Below are 15,177 nucleotides of genomic sequence, written 5' to 3' on the forward strand. Positions count from 1 at the left end.
GGACGCCCTCCGGCCTAGTGGCCGGCGTCGTACCAGCTGGGTCCGACGCCGATCTGGACTTCCAGCGGCACGCTCAGGTCCGCAGCGCCGGCCATTTGCTCGGTGACCAGCTTCTCCACGGCGGCCCGCTCCCCCGTGGCCACTTCCAGGACCAGTTCGTCGTGGACCTGCAGCAGCATCCGCGACTTCAGCCCCTGCGCCTGCAGTTCGGCGTGGACACCGAGCATGGCGCGCTTGATGATGTCCGCGGCAGAGCCCTGGATGGGGCTGTTGAGGGCGATCCGCTCGGCATTCTCGCGCAACTGGCGGTCCGTGCTGGTGAGGTCCGGCAGGTAGCGGCGGCGGCCTTCGATGGTGGCCGTGTATCCGTCCACCCGGGCCTGGTCCACCACTCCGCGCAGGTAGTCCCGCACGGCGCCGAAACGGTCGAAGTAGTCCTTCATGAGGGTGCGGGCCTCGTCCACGGAAATTTCCAGCTGCTTGGACAGCCCGAAGGAAGTCAGTCCGTAGGCAAGGCCATAGGACATCGCCTTGACCTTGGAGCGCATGGCACTGGTGACCTGGTCGGTGGGGACGTGGAAGATGTTCGAGCCGACGAAACGGTGCAGGTCCTCGCCGTCCTTGTAGGCCTGGATCAGGCCCTGGTCGCCGGAGAGGTGCGCCATGATGCGCATCTCGATCTGCGAGTAGTCGGCGGACAGCAGGCATTCGTAGCCGTCGCTGACCACGAAGATTCCGCGGACCCGGCGGCCTTCCTCGCTGCGGATGGGGATGTTCTGCAGGTTGGGGTTGTTGGACGAGATCCGGCCGGTGGCTGCCACGTTCTGGGCGTAGGTGGTGTGGATGCGGCCGTCCTCCGCCACGGACTTCTTCAGCGATTCAAGCATCTGGCGCAGTTTCGCGGCTTCGCGGTGTGCCATGAGCTGCACCAGGAATTCGTGCCCGGTCTTCTCCAGGAGGTTCTTCAGCGACGCGGCGTCGGTGGTGTAGCCGGACTTGATCTTCTTGGTCTTGGGAAGCTGCAGTTCATCGAACAGGACGGTCTGCAGCTGCTTCGGCGAACCAAGGTTGACCTCGTGGCCGATCGCGGCGAAAGCCTGCTCCTGGGCCTGGTCGATGACCCTGGCGAGGTCGGCAAGCTGTTCGTCCATGCGGTCCATGTCGATGGCGATGCCGGCGAGTTCCATGTCCGCCAGAACACGGCTGACGGGCAGTTCCAGGGTGGACAGGAGTTCCTCCGCCTTGCGTTCCTTCAGTTCATCCTCGAAGTACCGGCTGAGGGCCTGCACGACGGCGGCAGCCTGGACGAGTGCGTCTGCGGCCGCGGCGTCGTCCCCGTCGAACGAAAGTTCCAGCTGGCCGGCCTTGGCGGTGGCGGTCGGGATGCCCACGTTGAGGTGGTGCTGGGCCAGTTCGGCCAGTTCGTAGGTGCGGCGGTCCGGCTGGATGAGGTACCCGGAGATGGAGGTGTCGTCCACCACGCCTTCCAGTTCCAGGCCGCGTGCCGTCAGTGCCTTCAGCGCGGCCTTGAACCCGTGCAGCACCTTGGGCGCCTCGGGATCGCGCAGCCAGCCCGCCAGTACGTTGTCGGTATCGGCGTCAAGGGCGGCAAGGTCGAGGTAAACCCCGGCATCGCCGCGGACGATGGCCAGGGCGGCAGCGTCCTCGCCGATGCGCCCAGGCACGAGGTCGACGGCGAGGGCGGAGCGCTGCCCCGCCCCGGCGGCCAGGAACGCGGTAAGTTCCGCGGCGTTCGACGGCGTGCTGTACGGGGGTGCGTCGATGCTCTCCCGTTCCGCGGCGGGGGTGTCGGCGTCGCCGTAGAGGGCGAACAGGCGGCTGCGGATGGTTTTGAATTCGAGCTGGTCGAACAGGTCCTCCAGGGCTGCCTGGTCCGGGCGGGGCTGGTAGAGGTCATCCAGGGTCACGGGGAGCTCGAGGTCGGTGTGGAGCTGGTTCAGGCGGCGGTTGCGCTTGACGTTCTCGATGTTCTCGCGGAGGGCATCGCCCACCTTTCCGCCGATGGAGTCCAGGTGTTCCAGGACGCCTTCAAGCCCGCCGTAGAGGTTGATCCACTTGGCGGCGGTCTTGGGTCCGACGCCAGGGACACCGGGCAGGTTGTCCGCGGTTTCCCCGACAAGCGCAGCGAGGTCGGAGTAACGGTCGGGGCTGACGAAGTACTTTGCTTCAATGGCCGCGGCGTCCATCCGGGGGATGTCGCTGACGCCCTTCTTCGGGTAGAGCACGAAGACGTTGTCCGTGACGAGCTGGAAGGCGTCCCGGTCGCCGGAGACAAGGAGGACCTCGAACCCTGCCTTCTCGCCCATGGTGGCGAGCGTGGCGAGGATGTCATCGGCCTCGTATCCGGGCATCTTGATGGTCTTGATGCCCCAGGCCTCCATCACCTGGGCGATGAGGTCGATCTGCCCGCTCATCTCGCGCGGGGTTTCGTTCCGGCCACCCTTGTATTCGCTGTACTCCGTCTTCCGGTGGGTTGATTCGTCCGAGACATCGAAGGCGACCGCGATGTGCGTGGGCTGCTGTTCCTTGATGAGGTTGATCAGCATGGACGTGAAGCCGTGGATGGCGTTGGTGTGCTGGCCGTTGGAGGTGGAGAACTTGTCCGCCGGGAGGGCGAAGAAGGCACGGAACGCCATGGAGTGGCCGTCCAGCACCAGCAGGCGGGGCTGGTCGGTGATGGGAATGACTGGCGCTTCGGTAGCAGAAACAGACCGAACATCAGCGGGCTTTGCGGCGCGGGCAGCGGGCCTGCGGGCGGAGGACGTGTCCTGGGCCGTGGCCTCCCCCTCGATTGCCTGGGACGGGAAAGGGGCCGGTTTGGTTGTTTCACTCACAGGTGCCAGCCTAGTTGGCATGACTGACAATTTCACGCCGGGCCCCTTTGCCGGGGAGCTGGCAGCCGCCGGAATTCCGGACCACCTGCACGACTGGCTGGGCCGGTTCGGCATCGGCGCCCTCGTTGTGAAAATGGGGATCCGTTTCCTGGAAATGAGCCCGGAACGGAGCGTGGCCACCATGCCGGTGGAGGGCAACACGCAGGTGGCCGGGATCCTGCACGGGGGCGCGCACGTGGTGCTGGCCGAGACCCTCGGCTCCTTTTCGGCAGGCATGCATGCGGGCCCGGGACGCCATGCCGTGGGCATCGAAGTCAACGCCACCCATCACCGGTCCATCACCGCCGGCCTGGTGACGGGCACCTGCACAGCGGTCCATCTCGGCCGGACGCTGGCCACCCACGAGATCGTCATGACCGATGACCAGGGACGGCGGCTTTCCACCGCCCGGATCACGAACATGCTCAGGGACGACGCCGGCTGACCGCAGCCAGCCCTGCGCCGGCGCCCGTCAGTCCGGGGACGCGGTTCCTGCCGGCAGCAGGTACCGCAACTCAACCACTCCCCTGCCCAGGGTGCGGGAAGCGGCCAGCTCAAGTGGCGGCGTCGGGCCCTTCAATGGCAGCAACCGCTTGCCGTCCCCCAGCACCACGGGGATGACCGAGAGGATGATCTCGTCCAGGAGGCCGGCGTCGGCGAACTGGGCTGCGAGGTTTCCGCCGCCCACCAGCCAGATGTTCCTGCCCTGGGCGTCCCGTTGCAGATCGCCAATGAACTCGCCCACGTCCCCGCGGACAAAGGTGATGTCGGCGCCCTCGGGTGCCTGGTGTTCGTGCCGGGTGAAGACGTAGCTGGGCGTGCCAATGTACGGCCACCTGCCCGGTTCATGCTGCATGAGCCAGGCATAGGTTTCGCCGCCCATGACGATGCAGCCCACACCGGCCAGGAAGGCGTTGTAGCTGTCCGCTCCGCCTTCGAACCCGTCGAACTGCAGGAGCCAGCCGAGGTCGTCCGTGGGTGTGGCAATGAAGCCGTCAAGGGACGCTGCAACGAAATACTGGATGCGCGGCATGCGCCCAGCCTAGCCAACCGCACCCGCGCTGCCCAGCGCTGGCTGGAGTTGCCCGGGGCTACTTGGAGAAGTACGGGATGATCAGGTACAGCCCGAACAGGACGGCGAGTCCGCAGAGGCCAAAGCAGGCGTAGGCCAGGGACCGCTTGGTGCCGGGTGATGGCTGGCCGGCATCACCGGCGATGGCGGTCAGCCGGACGCCGAGCGAGTAGAGGGTCACCACTACGGCGGCTGAGACGAGCGTGGCACCGCCAACGGTCAGGAGCTCCAACCACTTCATCGCTGACTCTCCTTGGGGTTGTTGGCGGCGGCTGTGGGAGCTTCAGCGGCGGCCTTGGGGTTGTTGGCGGCGGCGTCGGCCTCCGCCTTGGCTTTTGCTTTGGCCCGGGCGCGTGCCATGGCCTTCTTCTTGGCAAACCGGACGGCCTGGCCCGCTTCCTCGACCTCGACCGCATTCTGGTGGCTCACTTCGGACTTGCGCGAATAGAAGAACATGAAGAGCACGGCCCCGCTGCCGGCGATCGCGGCGATGAGCACGCCCACGACACCTGTCTTCACCAGCAGCGCCGTCAGCGCGCCGACGATGGCGGCCGCCGGCAGGGTGAACAGCCAGCCCAGCGCGATCTTGCCCACCATGCCCCAGCGGACGGTGGTACCGCGGCGGCCCATGCCTGATCCGATGACGGAGCCGGAGGCAACCTGGGTGGTGGACAGCGCGAAGCCAAGGTGCGAGGAGGCGAGGATGGCGGACGCGGTACTGGTCTCGGCGGCGAACCCCTGGGCGGGCTTGACCTCGGTCAGGCCCGAACCCATGGTGCGGATGATGCGCCAGCCGCCGGCGTAGGTGCCGATGGCGATCGCGAGGGCACAGGCGGCAATGACCCACAGCTGGGGGCCGGAACCGGGGGCCTGGCTTCCGGCGGCGATCAGGACCAGCGTGATGATGCCCATCGTCTTCTGGGCGTCATTGGTTCCGTGCGCGAGGGCCACGAGGCTGGAGGTGAAGATCTGGCCGGTGCGGAAGCCGCCGCGCTTCTGGGTGAGCTTGGAGCCCGTCTCGGGATCGTGGCGCGCCGTGAGGGCGTACGCGAGGCGGGTGCAGACGTAGGCGGCGAGCCCGGCGATCAGCGGGGCGAACACGGCGGGAAGGATGACCTTCTGCAGCAAGGTTTCCAGGTTGACGGAGTTGAATCCCGCGCCGACCACGGCCGCACCGATGAGGCCGCCGAAGAGGGCGTGCGACGAACTGGACGGCAGGCCTTTCAGCCAGGTGATCATGTTCCAGAGAACGGCGCCCATCAAGCCGGCGAAGATGATGTCCGGAGTGATCTGCACCCCGCCGGACCCTTCACGGATGATCCCGCCGGACACCGTCTTGGCCACCTCGGTGGACAGGAAGGCGCCCACGAGGTTCAGTACGGCTGCCAGTGCCACTGCCGTTTTCGGCTTGATGGCACCCGTCGCGATGGGCGTGGCCATGGCGTTGGCGGTGTCGTGGAACCCGTTCGTGAAGTCGAAAAATAGTGCCAGTGCGATGACCAGCGCCACCATGAAGGTGATATCCACCTGTTGCCCAATCTGCAGAGTCGACGTTCAGCAGTTTCTCTTACCAGGCTGCCTTGCACAGCATAATTCACCGACTGTTTGCTGGGGAATGGATTGCGGTGGCGGCGGACCGGCGGTAAAACCTTATCGATCGTACGCGTCCGGGGCATGAGGTCAAAACAACGGCCCAGCCAGGAAGTCCGCCACCCGTGCCAGCTCAATGGGCGATATTCCGTGCCTGGGATCCGGCGAGACCGTGAGGATCCGCCGGCCAAGGAACCTCACCCAGTGCTGTGCTTCGGCTTCGAACGCCAGCTGGTCATCGATCCAGGCCACGGCGTCGGGGCGCGTTTCCTCGATGTCCTCCTGGATGGCGGACAGCTTCCACCAGCCATTGCCGCCCGCCGTGCCGTCCGCGGCCAGGAAGGGCCAGCGGGTTCCGTCCAGGCCGACGGCGGGGCACAGGTATTGCGGCGCAAGTTCCTCCCAGCTGGTGAGCCAGACGCACCGCAGCCCGGGTGTGCGGGCGAGCGTGTTCAGCCCCGCCACCAGCTCGGCGGCGAAGGCGACAGGCAACAGGCCGGCGTCAGTCCGCCGCCAGGCGGAGCCCCAGGCAGTGGGTCCCGTGGGACCGAAGGGGCAGATGACGCCGTCGACGTCGAGGTAGAGCGTGCGTTTCACGCCGCGCCTGCCTGGGGTTTCAGCCCTGGTGGAGCTGCGGCGGCCGGGGTCTTGTGTCAAGCCGGGGTCCACTGTCCAGCTGGGGTGCGATGTTCTTTTCCAGGGCAGCGAGGGTCACGTCCGGCAGGACGATGAGGCCGTCCAGCTCATGGCGGGCCCGTTTGTAGGCGGACTGGCGTTCGGCGGGGGTTGCGGCCTCGTTCTCGGCGATCATGAGCAGCTTCCGCGCGGTGGCAAGCCGTTGGCGTTCCGGTCCGCTGAACCGGCTGTCCTTGATGCGGCGGGCTTCCCGCTCCGCCACGTCGAGGGCCAGCGAGAAGTTGTTCACCGCCTCCCGGTAGGCTTCGAGTCCAGGTCCCTGCACCAGGTCCCCTGCAGAGGCCGGCCGTAAGCCGTCGGCTTCCCTTTTGGCGCGGAGGAAGGCCACCGTCAGCGGTTCGCGCACATCCGTCATCATCGGGAAGTCGATGAGCCTGCCGACGTCGAGCTCGTAGTCGAGCCAGCGGCGGTTGGTGGCGTCGTGGGTCGCCATCAGGGACTGCACCCCCGCCACGGACGCCTCTTCCGCCACCCGGGCTTCGTTCTTGAGCTTGTACAGCTCGACCCGGCGCTGGTGCCGGCGTTCGCCGGCACGCCGCCAGCCGTGCGTCCAGCGGCCGGCAAGCGCACTCAACGGAAATACCAGCCACCACTTGTCCGCCAGGAACTCCAGGATGGACCTCACCCCTTAATCCTCGCAGCCCGCCGCGGTGGCCTCAAGGCTGTGCGGCAGGTTTCAGCAGTGCTGCCAAAGTACGCTGGCGCGCGCATTGGCCGCCCCCGGTTGGTGGACCGTCAGGGCGCGGCTGTCGCCGGCTGCCCGCTGCTGACATTGACCAGCCAGGCCACGCCGAACCGGTCGGTGCACATGCCAAAGATGTCGCCCCACGGTGCCTTCTCCATGGGAACGGTCACCGTTCCCCCGTCGCCGCTGAGCTTTTCGTAGTAGCCCCGGAGCTCAACTTCGTCGTCGCCGCTGAGGGAAACGGAGATGGCTGAGCCCGGGTGGTACTCCATGTTGTTGGGGGTGTCCGCCCCCATCAGCACCATGCCCTTGGTGGTGGTCAGCATGCCGTGCATGATCTTTTCCGACTCCGCGGGATCGTCGCTGGCCTGGAAGTCGCCGAAGGTGCTCATGGTGAGCTCGCCGCCGAACACGGACTGGTAGAAGTTCATCGCTTCCCGGGCATTGTCCCGGAAGCTCAGGTAGGGGTTAAGGATGGTCGGCATGACGGGATCTCCTTCACATGGGCTGCGAACTGGGGCAGACAACATCCTGCCCCATGCCTTCGGCGGCCGGTAGGGGGAAACTCCCCTGGCCAGTCCTGATGCAGCAAAGCTGGAGGGAACGTAGGCTCAGGGGATGGCCCGATTCTTTGATGTGCATCCCCAAGACCCCCAGCCCCGCGCCATCGCGCAGGCAGTGAAGATCATCCGTGACGGCGGCCTGATCGCCTACCCCACGGACTCCTGCTACGCCCTGGGCGCCCAGATGGGCAACCGGGAGGCCCTGGACCGGATCAGGAGCATCCGGCACCTGGACGACAAGCACCACTTCACGCTGGTCTGCCGGGACTTCGCGCAGCTGGGGCAGTTCGTGAATATCGGCAACGACGTGTTCCGCAGCATTAAAGCCGTCACGCCGGGCAGCTACACCTTTATCCTGCCCGCCACCAAGGAGGTGCCCAAGCGGCTGCTCCATCCCAAGAAGAAGACCGTGGGGGTGCGCATTCCGAACAACCGGGTGGTGCAGGCGTTGCTTGACGAACTGGGCGAACCGCTGCTGTCCAGCACGCTGCTGCTGCCGGACGAGGAGGAACCGATGACGGTGGGCTGGGACATCAAGGAGCGGCTGGACCACCAGGTGGACGCCGTGATCGATGCCGGGGACTGCGGGGCCGAGCCCACCACCGTGGTGGACTTTTCTAGTGGAGTGGCCGAGGTCGTCCGCCGCGGCATGGGCGATCCGTCCCGCTTCGAGTAATCAGCCGGGCCGCCCGCCATGCGGACCGCCGGCCATCGTGGGGCACTTTGCCGCCGTCCGCCGTCGTAACTTACGACGGCGGACGGCGTGTCCGTGCCAAAGTGCCCCTTTACGGCGTCAAGGTTCAGTCCTGCTTGCGCGCCCTGCTGGGTTGGACCCGCGGCGGTTCACCGGGCATTTTGGGGTAGTCGGGCGGGAAGGGCAGTTCGCCCAGGCCCGCCTTGCAGTCGCGTTCCCACCACCCGAGGAGGGTGTCAATGGTGCCGGGTTTGGCGCTGAAGTCCGCCCACGGATCGCCCACGGTCTTCAGCCGCTCCGGGACGGTGAGGATGGTGAAGTCCCTGGGGTCGGCATGCTCCAGTTCATCCCAGGTGAGGGGGCAGGAAACGGGTGCGTGGGCAAGGGCGCGGGGGCTGTAGGCGCCGGCGATGGTCCGGTCCCGGTTGGCCTGGTTGAAGTCCAGGAACACGCGCCTGCCCCTTTCCTCCTTCCACCAGGCGGTGGTCACCTTGTCCGGGATGCGGCGTTCCACCTCCCGGGCAGCGGCGATGACGGCGTGCCGGACATCCAGGAACTCGCGGACTGGCTCGATGGGCGCGTAGACGTGCAGGCCGCGGTTCCCGGAGGTCTTGATGAAGGTGGTCAGGCCCGCTTCGGCGAGCACTTCCTTCAGGACCAGGGCCGCCGGGATGGCGTCTGCGAAGTCGGTTCCTGGCTGGGGGTCGAGGTCGATCCGGAGCTGATCCGGGTTGTCCGTGTTTTCCGCCCGTGAAGGCCAGGGATGGAACACCACAGTATTCATCTGCACGGCCCAGACAGCGGCCGCGGGCTCGTCGAGGACCAGCTGCGGGTGGGACCGTGCACTCGGGTACACCACCTTGACGGACCGGATGAAGTCCGGGGTGCCCTTGGGCGGGTTCTTCGAAAAGAACTGCTCACCGTCGATGTTGCCGGAAAACCGCTGCAGCGCCACGGGACGGTCCCCGTTCGCGGCGATGAATGCCTCCCCCACCGCGCAGATGTAGTTGACCAGGTCCAGCTTGGTGATGCCGGGCTCCGGCCAGAGGACGCGGCTGGGACTGGAAATGCGCATCTCGCGGTCCCCGTGCGGGCCCGGCACCGTGATGGTGGTCTGTTCACTCGCCATGGGGACAACGTACACCCAGCGATGGGACCGGCCGGTGAACGGGCCGCCGAATGGCGGGCACTCCGGCATGATGGACCCATGCCCGCACTCGAACAGCAGCTCTCCGTCACCGTCGGCGACTCCGCGGTGACCGCCGTCTACGCGCGTCCCGACCAGCCCGGGGCAACCCTGGTGCTCGCCCACGGGGCAGGGGCCGGCATGGAGCACCCGTTCATGCGGGGATTCACGGACGCCCTTAATGACCTCGGCGTGGCCACCCTCCGTTTCAACTTCCCCTACCGGGAAGCGGGACGCAAATTCCCCGACCGGCCACCGCTGGCGGTTGCCACCTGGCGCGCCGCGATGGCCGCCGCCGCTGCGCAGGCCGCCGCCCATGGCGACAACGGGCCGCTGTGGGCGGCAGGCAAATCCTTTGGCGGCAGGATGGCGTCCATGGCCGTGGCGGAAGGAATGGAAGCCGCAGGGCTGGTGTACCTCGGCTACCCCCTCCACCCGCCCGGGAAGCCGGAGAAGCTCCGTGACGAACACCTGTACGGGATCACCGTGCCCATGCTGTTCCTGCAGGGAACCAGGGACCCGTTCGCCACCCCGGAGATCCTCGCGGACGTTGTCTCCCGGATTGGCCCGTCCGCCGTGCTGGAGTGGGTGGAAGGCGGCGACCATTCCTTTGCGGTGGCGGGGCAAAAACGGTCCGCGGAGGAAACCGGCGTCTCGCTGGCCGGTACGGTGGCGCGGTTCATCGGGGCCGGGGGCTGAGCGCCCGGAACGGTTGACCTGCCGTGGCCGCCTGATTCCCGGCAACGGCCGGGCTGCCGGGAGTCCGGCACCCTTACACCGCGGCGGCCAACGGCGTAGCGTTGATTGAGCGGGATACCGTGGCGCTTCCCCCACCCCGGACCCGCTGGCCGCGGAAACATCCAAGGAGATGGAGGAACGGGGATGGCTGGTTGGAATGCCGACACTGCTGCCGGCCCTGTCGGAGCCGGAAACATCACGCTCGTGGAGGGTTCGTGCTTCTGCATTTCCCTGGCCAACGGGGATATCCGTCCCGACCATCCCCACGGCGTCTTCCATGAAGACACCCGCATCCTCTCCCGCTGGGACTTGAGGGTCAACGGCATGGCGCTCGAGCCGCTGGCGGCGGAGGTGAAGGAGCCATACCGTGCCCTGTTCATCGGCCGGGTCCCCCGTTCGGACGGATACGCTGACAGCCCGCTGGTGGTGGAACGCCTGCGGGAGGTTGCCGCCGGGGTCCTGGAGGGGGTCACCATCCGGAACTATTCCTCACAGCCCGCCGAATGCACTGTGTCGGTCCGGGCTGAGTCCGACTTCGCCGATCTCTTTGAGGTGAAAGAGGCCCGGGTCCAAAGAACCTGGGAGGAATCCCGCAGCCACGACGGCGACTCATTGACCATCAGCGCCGTCTGGCACGATGTCCTCAAACGGGTGGTCGTGCACGGGGAGGGCGCCGCCTCCACCCCCGACGTCCTGACGTACCAGGCGCTGGTCCCGGCGCACGGGCAGTGGAGCACGCACCTGAGCGTGATCCCGGTCAGCGGTGATCAACCGGCCACGGCCCCGGAGCACCGCCATCCCATTGCACCCGACATGTCTCCCAGCGACCGCCGCCGGAAGGAATGGGTGGCGAAGATCCCCAAACTCCACATGGGCAACCGCTCGATCGAAAGGACACTGCGGCGCAGCTATGACGACCTGGGTGCGCTCCGCATCCAGGATCCTGCCCATCCGGAGCGGATCGTGGTGGCCGCAGGCGCGCCATGGTTCATGACCCTGTTCGGCCGCGATTCGCTCTGGGCCTCGGAAATGGCCCTCCCCGTGGATCCTTCCCTGGCGCTGGGCACGCTGCAGACCCTGGCTGACCGGCAGGGCAAAGTGGTCGACCCAATGAGCGAGGAGGAACCCGGTAAGATCCTGCACGAAGTCCGGCTCGGCGTCTCCAGCGGCCTGGCCCTGGGCGGGAAATCGGTGTATTACGGCAGCGTGGACGCCACTCCACAGTTCGTCATGGCCCTCGGGTCCGTCAGCCGCTGGGGGTTCGCCAAGGACACCATCGCTGCCCTGCTCCCCCACGCCGACCGGGCCCTGGACTGGGTCCGGGAGTTTGGCGACAAGGACGGGGACGGGTTCGTCGAGTACTCACGCCTGAACAACCAGGGCCTGATCAACCAGGGCTGGAAGGATTCCTGGGACGGCATCAATTTCGCCGACGGAACCATAGCCGAGCCGCCGATTGCGCTTTGCGAGGTACAGGCTTTGGTCTACAGCGCGCTGCTGTCCCGCGCGTGGATGGCGTACGACGCCGGGGACGCACCGCTGGCTGCGCAGCTCACCGATGAGGCAGGGCGGCTGAAGAAGAAGTTCAACGAGGAATTCTGGCTGCCGGAGAGGGGGTATTTCGCCGTCGCCCTGGACCGCGACAAGAGGCCGGTCGATGCCTGCGCCTCCAACATGGGGCAATGCCTGTGGCATGGCATCGTCGACGACGACAAGGCGCCCGCGGTTGCGGAGCGGCTGCTGTCGCCGGAGATGTTCAGCGGCTGGGGCGTCCGGACCCTCGGCACCGACATGGGCGCCTACAACCCGGCCAGTTACCACAACGGTTCAGTCTGGCCCCACGACAATGCCATCATTGCGGCGGGCCTGCTGCGCTACGGCTTCGTCGAGGAGGCACAGCGGATCTCCACTGCCCTGCTGGAGGCCGCCGATTTTTCCAACGGCCGGCTGCCGGAGCTCTTTTGCGGTTTCAGCCGGGAGCAGGTTGCGGAGCCCGTGCCCTATCCCACCGCTTGTTCGCCGCAGGCCTGGGCTGCCACCACCCCGATCATGCTGATCACCAGCCTCATGCGGTATGACGCGCACGTGTCCCGCGGTGGTTTCTGGATGGATCCCGTGCTGCCGGAATCCTACGGCGACGTACACCTGACCAACGCGCCGATCGCGGGAAGCCGGATGACCATTGACATTGTCGGGTCTGAACCCACCGTCCAGGGACTGCCGGAGGGAATCACGTTCCACCGTGAACACCGGCCGTGGCTGACGGAGCTCATGGCGGAAACCGGGCTGCTGCACTGAGGCCGGGGGCCGCTAGGTGTATTGACCACGGAGGTTAGGAACATGCGGCGTGGTTAGGTGACAAAAAGAAGACCTCCAAGTGGAGTGGGGCTTGTCTAAGAGTCCGATCCACAAGGAGGTCTTCAATGTCCCATGCTAACGCGCTTCTGACGCCGAAGGGACGGCTCCGGCTGGCCCGGTGCATCGTCGATGACGGGTGGCCGCTGCGCCGTGCTGCTGAGCGGTTCCAGGTGTCCGTGACGACCGCAGCGCGGTGGGCGGCCCGTTACCGGGAGCACGGGGAGCACGGGATGGGTGATCGCTCCAGCCGGCCCATCAACTCCCCGCGTCGGACCTCCACGCGGCGGGAGCGGCGGATCGTCGCGATCAGAGTCAACCGGCGCTGGGGCCCGGCACGGATCGGCTATCTGCTGGGCATTCACCCCTCCACGGTGCACCGGGTGCTGTCCCGGTTTGGGCTGGCGAGGCTGGCGTGGATGGACCGGGCCACGGGCCGGGTGATTCGCCGGTACGAGCACCACAGCCCCGGGGACCTGGTCCACGTCGACATCAAGAAACTTGGACGGATCCCTGACGGCGGCGGACACCGCAGTGTCGGCAGGGCCGCCGGAAACCGGAACAAGACCGGTACCGCGGCGAACCGGAGACCGGGTCACGCCTTCTTGCACAACGCCGTCGATGATCACTCCAGGCTCGCCTACACGGAGATCCTGACCGATGAGAAAAAGGACACTGCGGCCGGATTCTGGGAACGCGCCAATGCCTACTTCGAGTCCCACGGGATCACTGTCAAACGGGTCCTGACCGATAACGGATCCTGCTACCGCTCCTACGCATTCAAAGACGCTCTGGGCCCGGACATCAAGCACAAACGCACCCGACCCTACAGGCCTCAGACAAACGGCAAAGTCGAGCGCTACAACCGCACCATGCTCGACGAATGGGCCTACGCCCGTCCCTACGCCTCAGAGGCCGAGCGTGTTGCCGCTTTCGCCGACTGGCTCCATCATTACAATCATCATCGAGGCCACACCTCACTCAACGGTCAGCCACCGGCCAGCCGCGTCACCAACCTCTCAGGTCAATACAGCTGATATGTAGATTCCGTTGTCAAGGCATGGGGAAGCCAGTCCCGGGTGCGGGCCCGGGACTGGCTTCCTTTTGTTAGTCGGAGGGAGGCAGTGGCGCGGTGGTTAGCGTGTCGTTGGCGACGGCGCGGTCAGACTGATATGCGCGGGTTGGTTACCGCAGGACGATGTGTTCGGCTGGAGGTTACCGCTGGTCTAGGACGTCGGGCGTGACCTGGAGGGTTGCCCATAGCTGTACCGCGGGTTATCTCCACGCGCTGCATGAACCTTTGGCCACTTGCCTTTCCCCGACTTGTTTCCGGCCCCTCGAAGGGACGGAAAATCAGGCGGGTGTTTGCCGGGTTGCCGGGCCTCCCGTTGCCAGGGACCAGCACCAGCCGGCGAGCTCGCGGGCGATGGCGACGTTGGCAACAACGGGGCGTTTGCGGCGTTCCAGGTAAGTCATCCAACGTTCGTGCAGGCGCCGGTTCCCGGCGTGGCCACGCGTTCTCGCCTCGGAGCTGGCTTCTTCCCACCGCGACCGCATGAGCCGGGACGGAATGTTGTATGGCCTGCGGTGGTGCCAGGCCGCTTCGACGAGAAGCCGGCGGGCATGTCCATTTCCAGTTTTCGTGATTGAGCCCTGGGACCGGGACGCCCCAGAGGAATGCTCGGTAGGGACCAGGCCCAGATAGGCGCCAATCGTTGAACCGGTGAACCTGTCCCATTCACCGATCTCCACGGCAAGACCAAACGCAGTCAGCGTGGAGATCCCGCGCAGGCACTGCAGCGACCGGACAACGGGGGTGTATTCGCTTGCATAGGCCATTGATGTGATCGCCCGATCGAGACGGTCACGGCGGTCAGAGATCTCATGCATCGCCTCAAGGGAGGACTCATAGGTCAGTTGCCGCGCGGGAGAATCGAAGTGCTGGCGGGCCAGCCATAGGTCGTGGGTGCCAGTCCAGGCCTGCCCGCCGGAATACACGATGCCCTGACGCAACAAGAGCTTGGAGATCCGGTGCCGGCAGCGCATCAGGTCCCCGCGGACATCCTCACGGGAACGGACCAGATCCCGGGCTGCTTCCTGTTCCACCGAGGGAACCTGGACCGCGGTGATCTGGCCGAGTTTGAGCAACCGGGCCAGATGCAGGGCATCCTTGGCATCGGTCTTTACCCGGTCGCCGGACGGGCGCTGAAGCTTCGATGGAGCCGCGACAACCGTATCGATCCCGGCGGAAAGCAGGAATCTGGCTAACCCGAAACCTGTCGGACCCGCCTCGTAAACAACCTTCGCCGGCGAAGGCAGCGAGATGATCCAAGCAAGAATCTCCTCCCGGTCAGGCGTCAGACGTTGCCGGAAAACCTCGCCGGTCTGACCGTCCAAGGCGCAGGCTACGACAGTTCGGGCATGGACATCCAGGCCAACGCTTGTACGCTCGAACATAGCTGGAACCTCCGAATTTCAAATGTGGCTCTACCTGTCCGCCAAGTGTGGCAGGCAACCCACGTCTTGCTTTGAAAAGGAGGTTCCAGCCTTCTGGAACACAGTCCCCGAGGGGCCCTTCTGATAGAGGCCATCAGCGCCGGCAAAGGAGCTGGAGCGCCGAACCCCCTTAAGTCAGCCCTATCGAACAGGGCGCTCCCCGGGTCCGGAGCGGCGAAAATGGCCTTCAGAAGGGGCCCGACCACCG

14 protein-coding genes are annotated in these 15,177 nt (G+C 66.2%); 5 read left to right on the forward strand and 9 right to left on the reverse strand.

What is annotated here, in order from left to right; translation table 11 throughout:
* Positions 1-14 precede the first annotated feature (14 nt).
* On the reverse strand, positions 15-2,657 hold the full coding sequence (gene polA, locus AC2JAJ_RS18475; protein WP_486416770.1) for a DNA polymerase I: 2,643 nt from the start codon (positions 2,655-2,657) through the stop codon (positions 15-17).
* Between the two features lie 217 nt (positions 2,658-2,874).
* Between polA and AC2JAJ_RS18480 the strand changes: the two genes are divergently transcribed.
* Positions 2,875-3,339 carry a hotdog fold thioesterase gene (locus AC2JAJ_RS18480; protein WP_221385667.1) on the forward strand — a complete coding sequence of 155 codons (465 nt, stop codon included), beginning with the start codon at positions 2,875-2,877 and terminating at the stop codon, positions 3,337-3,339.
* Positions 3,340-3,366: 27 nt separating this feature from the next.
* Here AC2JAJ_RS18480 and AC2JAJ_RS18485 read toward each other — a convergent pair whose 3' ends face one another.
* The 6 genes from AC2JAJ_RS18485 to AC2JAJ_RS18510 all read right to left on the reverse strand — a co-directional run bounded on the left by AC2JAJ_RS18485 (position 3,367) and on the right by AC2JAJ_RS18510 (position 7,422).
* Positions 3,367-3,927 (reverse strand): dihydrofolate reductase family protein, encoded by a 561-nt coding sequence (locus AC2JAJ_RS18485; protein ID WP_486414929.1) that lies wholly within the window; start codon positions 3,925-3,927, stop codon positions 3,367-3,369.
* 58 nt (positions 3,928-3,985) lie between these two features.
* Positions 3,986-4,207 carry a hypothetical protein gene (locus AC2JAJ_RS18490; RefSeq protein WP_486414928.1) on the reverse strand — a complete coding sequence of 74 codons (222 nt, stop codon included), beginning with the start codon at positions 4,205-4,207 and terminating at the stop codon, positions 3,986-3,988.
* Complete coding sequence (locus AC2JAJ_RS18495; protein ID WP_486414927.1) at positions 4,204-5,493, reverse strand: inorganic phosphate transporter; 1,290 nt, start codon at positions 5,491-5,493, stop codon at positions 4,204-4,206. The genes AC2JAJ_RS18490 and AC2JAJ_RS18495 overlap by 4 nt, the downstream gene beginning before the upstream one ends.
* A 153-nt stretch (positions 5,494-5,646) precedes the next feature.
* Entirely contained in the window at positions 5,647-6,153 is a 507-nt protein-coding gene (locus AC2JAJ_RS18500) for an HAD domain-containing protein (protein WP_486414926.1), read from the reverse strand.
* Between the two features lie 19 nt (positions 6,154-6,172).
* Positions 6,173-6,877, reverse strand: a complete 705-nt coding sequence (locus AC2JAJ_RS18505; protein ID WP_501053240.1) for a hypothetical protein — start codon at positions 6,875-6,877, stop codon at positions 6,173-6,175.
* A 110-nt stretch (positions 6,878-6,987) separates the two neighbouring features.
* Complete coding sequence (locus tag AC2JAJ_RS18510) at positions 6,988-7,422, reverse strand: VOC family protein (RefSeq protein ID WP_486414924.1); 435 nt, start codon at positions 7,420-7,422, stop codon at positions 6,988-6,990.
* 133 nt (positions 7,423-7,555) lie between these two features.
* Here AC2JAJ_RS18510 and AC2JAJ_RS18515 point away from each other — a divergent pair, with 133 nt between their 5' ends.
* Complete coding sequence (locus AC2JAJ_RS18515) at positions 7,556-8,176, forward strand: L-threonylcarbamoyladenylate synthase (RefSeq protein ID WP_486414923.1); 621 nt, start codon at positions 7,556-7,558, stop codon at positions 8,174-8,176.
* A gap of 124 nt (positions 8,177-8,300) precedes the next feature.
* On the opposite strand, the gene ligD is transcribed toward AC2JAJ_RS18515, so the two are convergent.
* A complete protein-coding gene (gene ligD / locus AC2JAJ_RS18520) occupies positions 8,301-9,323 on the reverse strand; it encodes a non-homologous end-joining DNA ligase (protein WP_473697330.1) in 1,023 nt (340 codons plus the stop codon).
* A 78-nt stretch (positions 9,324-9,401) separates the two neighbouring features.
* Between ligD and AC2JAJ_RS18525 the strand changes: the two genes are divergently transcribed.
* The 3 genes from AC2JAJ_RS18525 to AC2JAJ_RS18535 all read left to right on the forward strand — a co-directional run bounded on the left by AC2JAJ_RS18525 (position 9,402) and on the right by AC2JAJ_RS18535 (position 13,510).
* Positions 9,402-10,079 carry an alpha/beta hydrolase family protein gene (locus tag AC2JAJ_RS18525; protein ID WP_486414922.1) on the forward strand — a complete coding sequence of 226 codons (678 nt, stop codon included), beginning with the start codon at positions 9,402-9,404 and terminating at the stop codon, positions 10,077-10,079.
* A 183-nt stretch (positions 10,080-10,262) separates the two neighbouring features.
* A complete protein-coding gene (locus tag AC2JAJ_RS18530) occupies positions 10,263-12,416 on the forward strand; it encodes an amylo-alpha-1,6-glucosidase (RefSeq protein WP_486414921.1) in 2,154 nt (717 codons plus the stop codon).
* Positions 12,417-12,541: 125 nt separating this feature from the next.
* Positions 12,542-13,510 carry an IS481 family transposase gene (locus AC2JAJ_RS18535; RefSeq protein ID WP_486414920.1) on the forward strand — a complete coding sequence of 323 codons (969 nt, stop codon included), beginning with the start codon at positions 12,542-12,544 and terminating at the stop codon, positions 13,508-13,510.
* A 316-nt stretch (positions 13,511-13,826) separates the two neighbouring features.
* Here AC2JAJ_RS18535 and AC2JAJ_RS18540 read toward each other — a convergent pair whose 3' ends face one another.
* The gene (locus AC2JAJ_RS18540) at positions 13,827-14,930 is read right to left on the reverse strand and encodes an IS110 family RNA-guided transposase (RefSeq protein ID WP_486414919.1); all 1,104 of its coding nucleotides are present in this window, start codon (positions 14,928-14,930) and stop codon (positions 13,827-13,829) included.
* Positions 14,931-15,177 lie beyond the last annotated feature (247 nt).

It is taken from the genome of Arthrobacter sp. MOO21 (assembly GCF_057369995.2).

Coding starts and splice junctions, on each gene's coding strand:
- polA (WP_486416770.1), bottom strand. CDS start 2,657: ATGGCGTTCCGTGCCTTCTTCGCCCTCCCGGCGGACAAGTTCTCCACC.
- AC2JAJ_RS18480 (WP_221385667.1), top strand. CDS start 2,875: ATGACTGACAATTTCACGCCGGGCCCCTTTGCCGGGGAGCTGGCAGCC.
- AC2JAJ_RS18485 (WP_486414929.1), bottom strand. CDS start 3,927: ATGCCGCGCATCCAGTATTTCGTTGCAGCGTCCCTTGACGGCTTCATT.
- AC2JAJ_RS18490 (WP_486414928.1), bottom strand. CDS start 4,207: ATGAAGTGGTTGGAGCTCCTGACCGTTGGCGGTGCCACGCTCGTCTCA.
- AC2JAJ_RS18510 (WP_486414924.1), bottom strand. CDS start 7,422: ATGCCGACCATCCTTAACCCCTACCTGAGCTTCCGGGACAATGCCCGG.
- AC2JAJ_RS18515 (WP_486414923.1), top strand. CDS start 7,556: ATGGCCCGATTCTTTGATGTGCATCCCCAAGACCCCCAGCCCCGCGCC.
- ligD (WP_473697330.1), bottom strand. CDS start 9,323: ATGGCGAGTGAACAGACCACCATCACGGTGCCGGGCCCGCACGGGGAC.
- AC2JAJ_RS18525 (WP_486414922.1), top strand. CDS start 9,402: ATGCCCGCACTCGAACAGCAGCTCTCCGTCACCGTCGGCGACTCCGCG.
- AC2JAJ_RS18530 (WP_486414921.1), top strand. CDS start 10,263: ATGGCTGGTTGGAATGCCGACACTGCTGCCGGCCCTGTCGGAGCCGGA.
- AC2JAJ_RS18535 (WP_486414920.1), top strand. CDS start 12,542: ATGTCCCATGCTAACGCGCTTCTGACGCCGAAGGGACGGCTCCGGCTG.
- AC2JAJ_RS18540 (WP_486414919.1), bottom strand. CDS start 14,930: ATGTTCGAGCGTACAAGCGTTGGCCTGGATGTCCATGCCCGAACTGTC.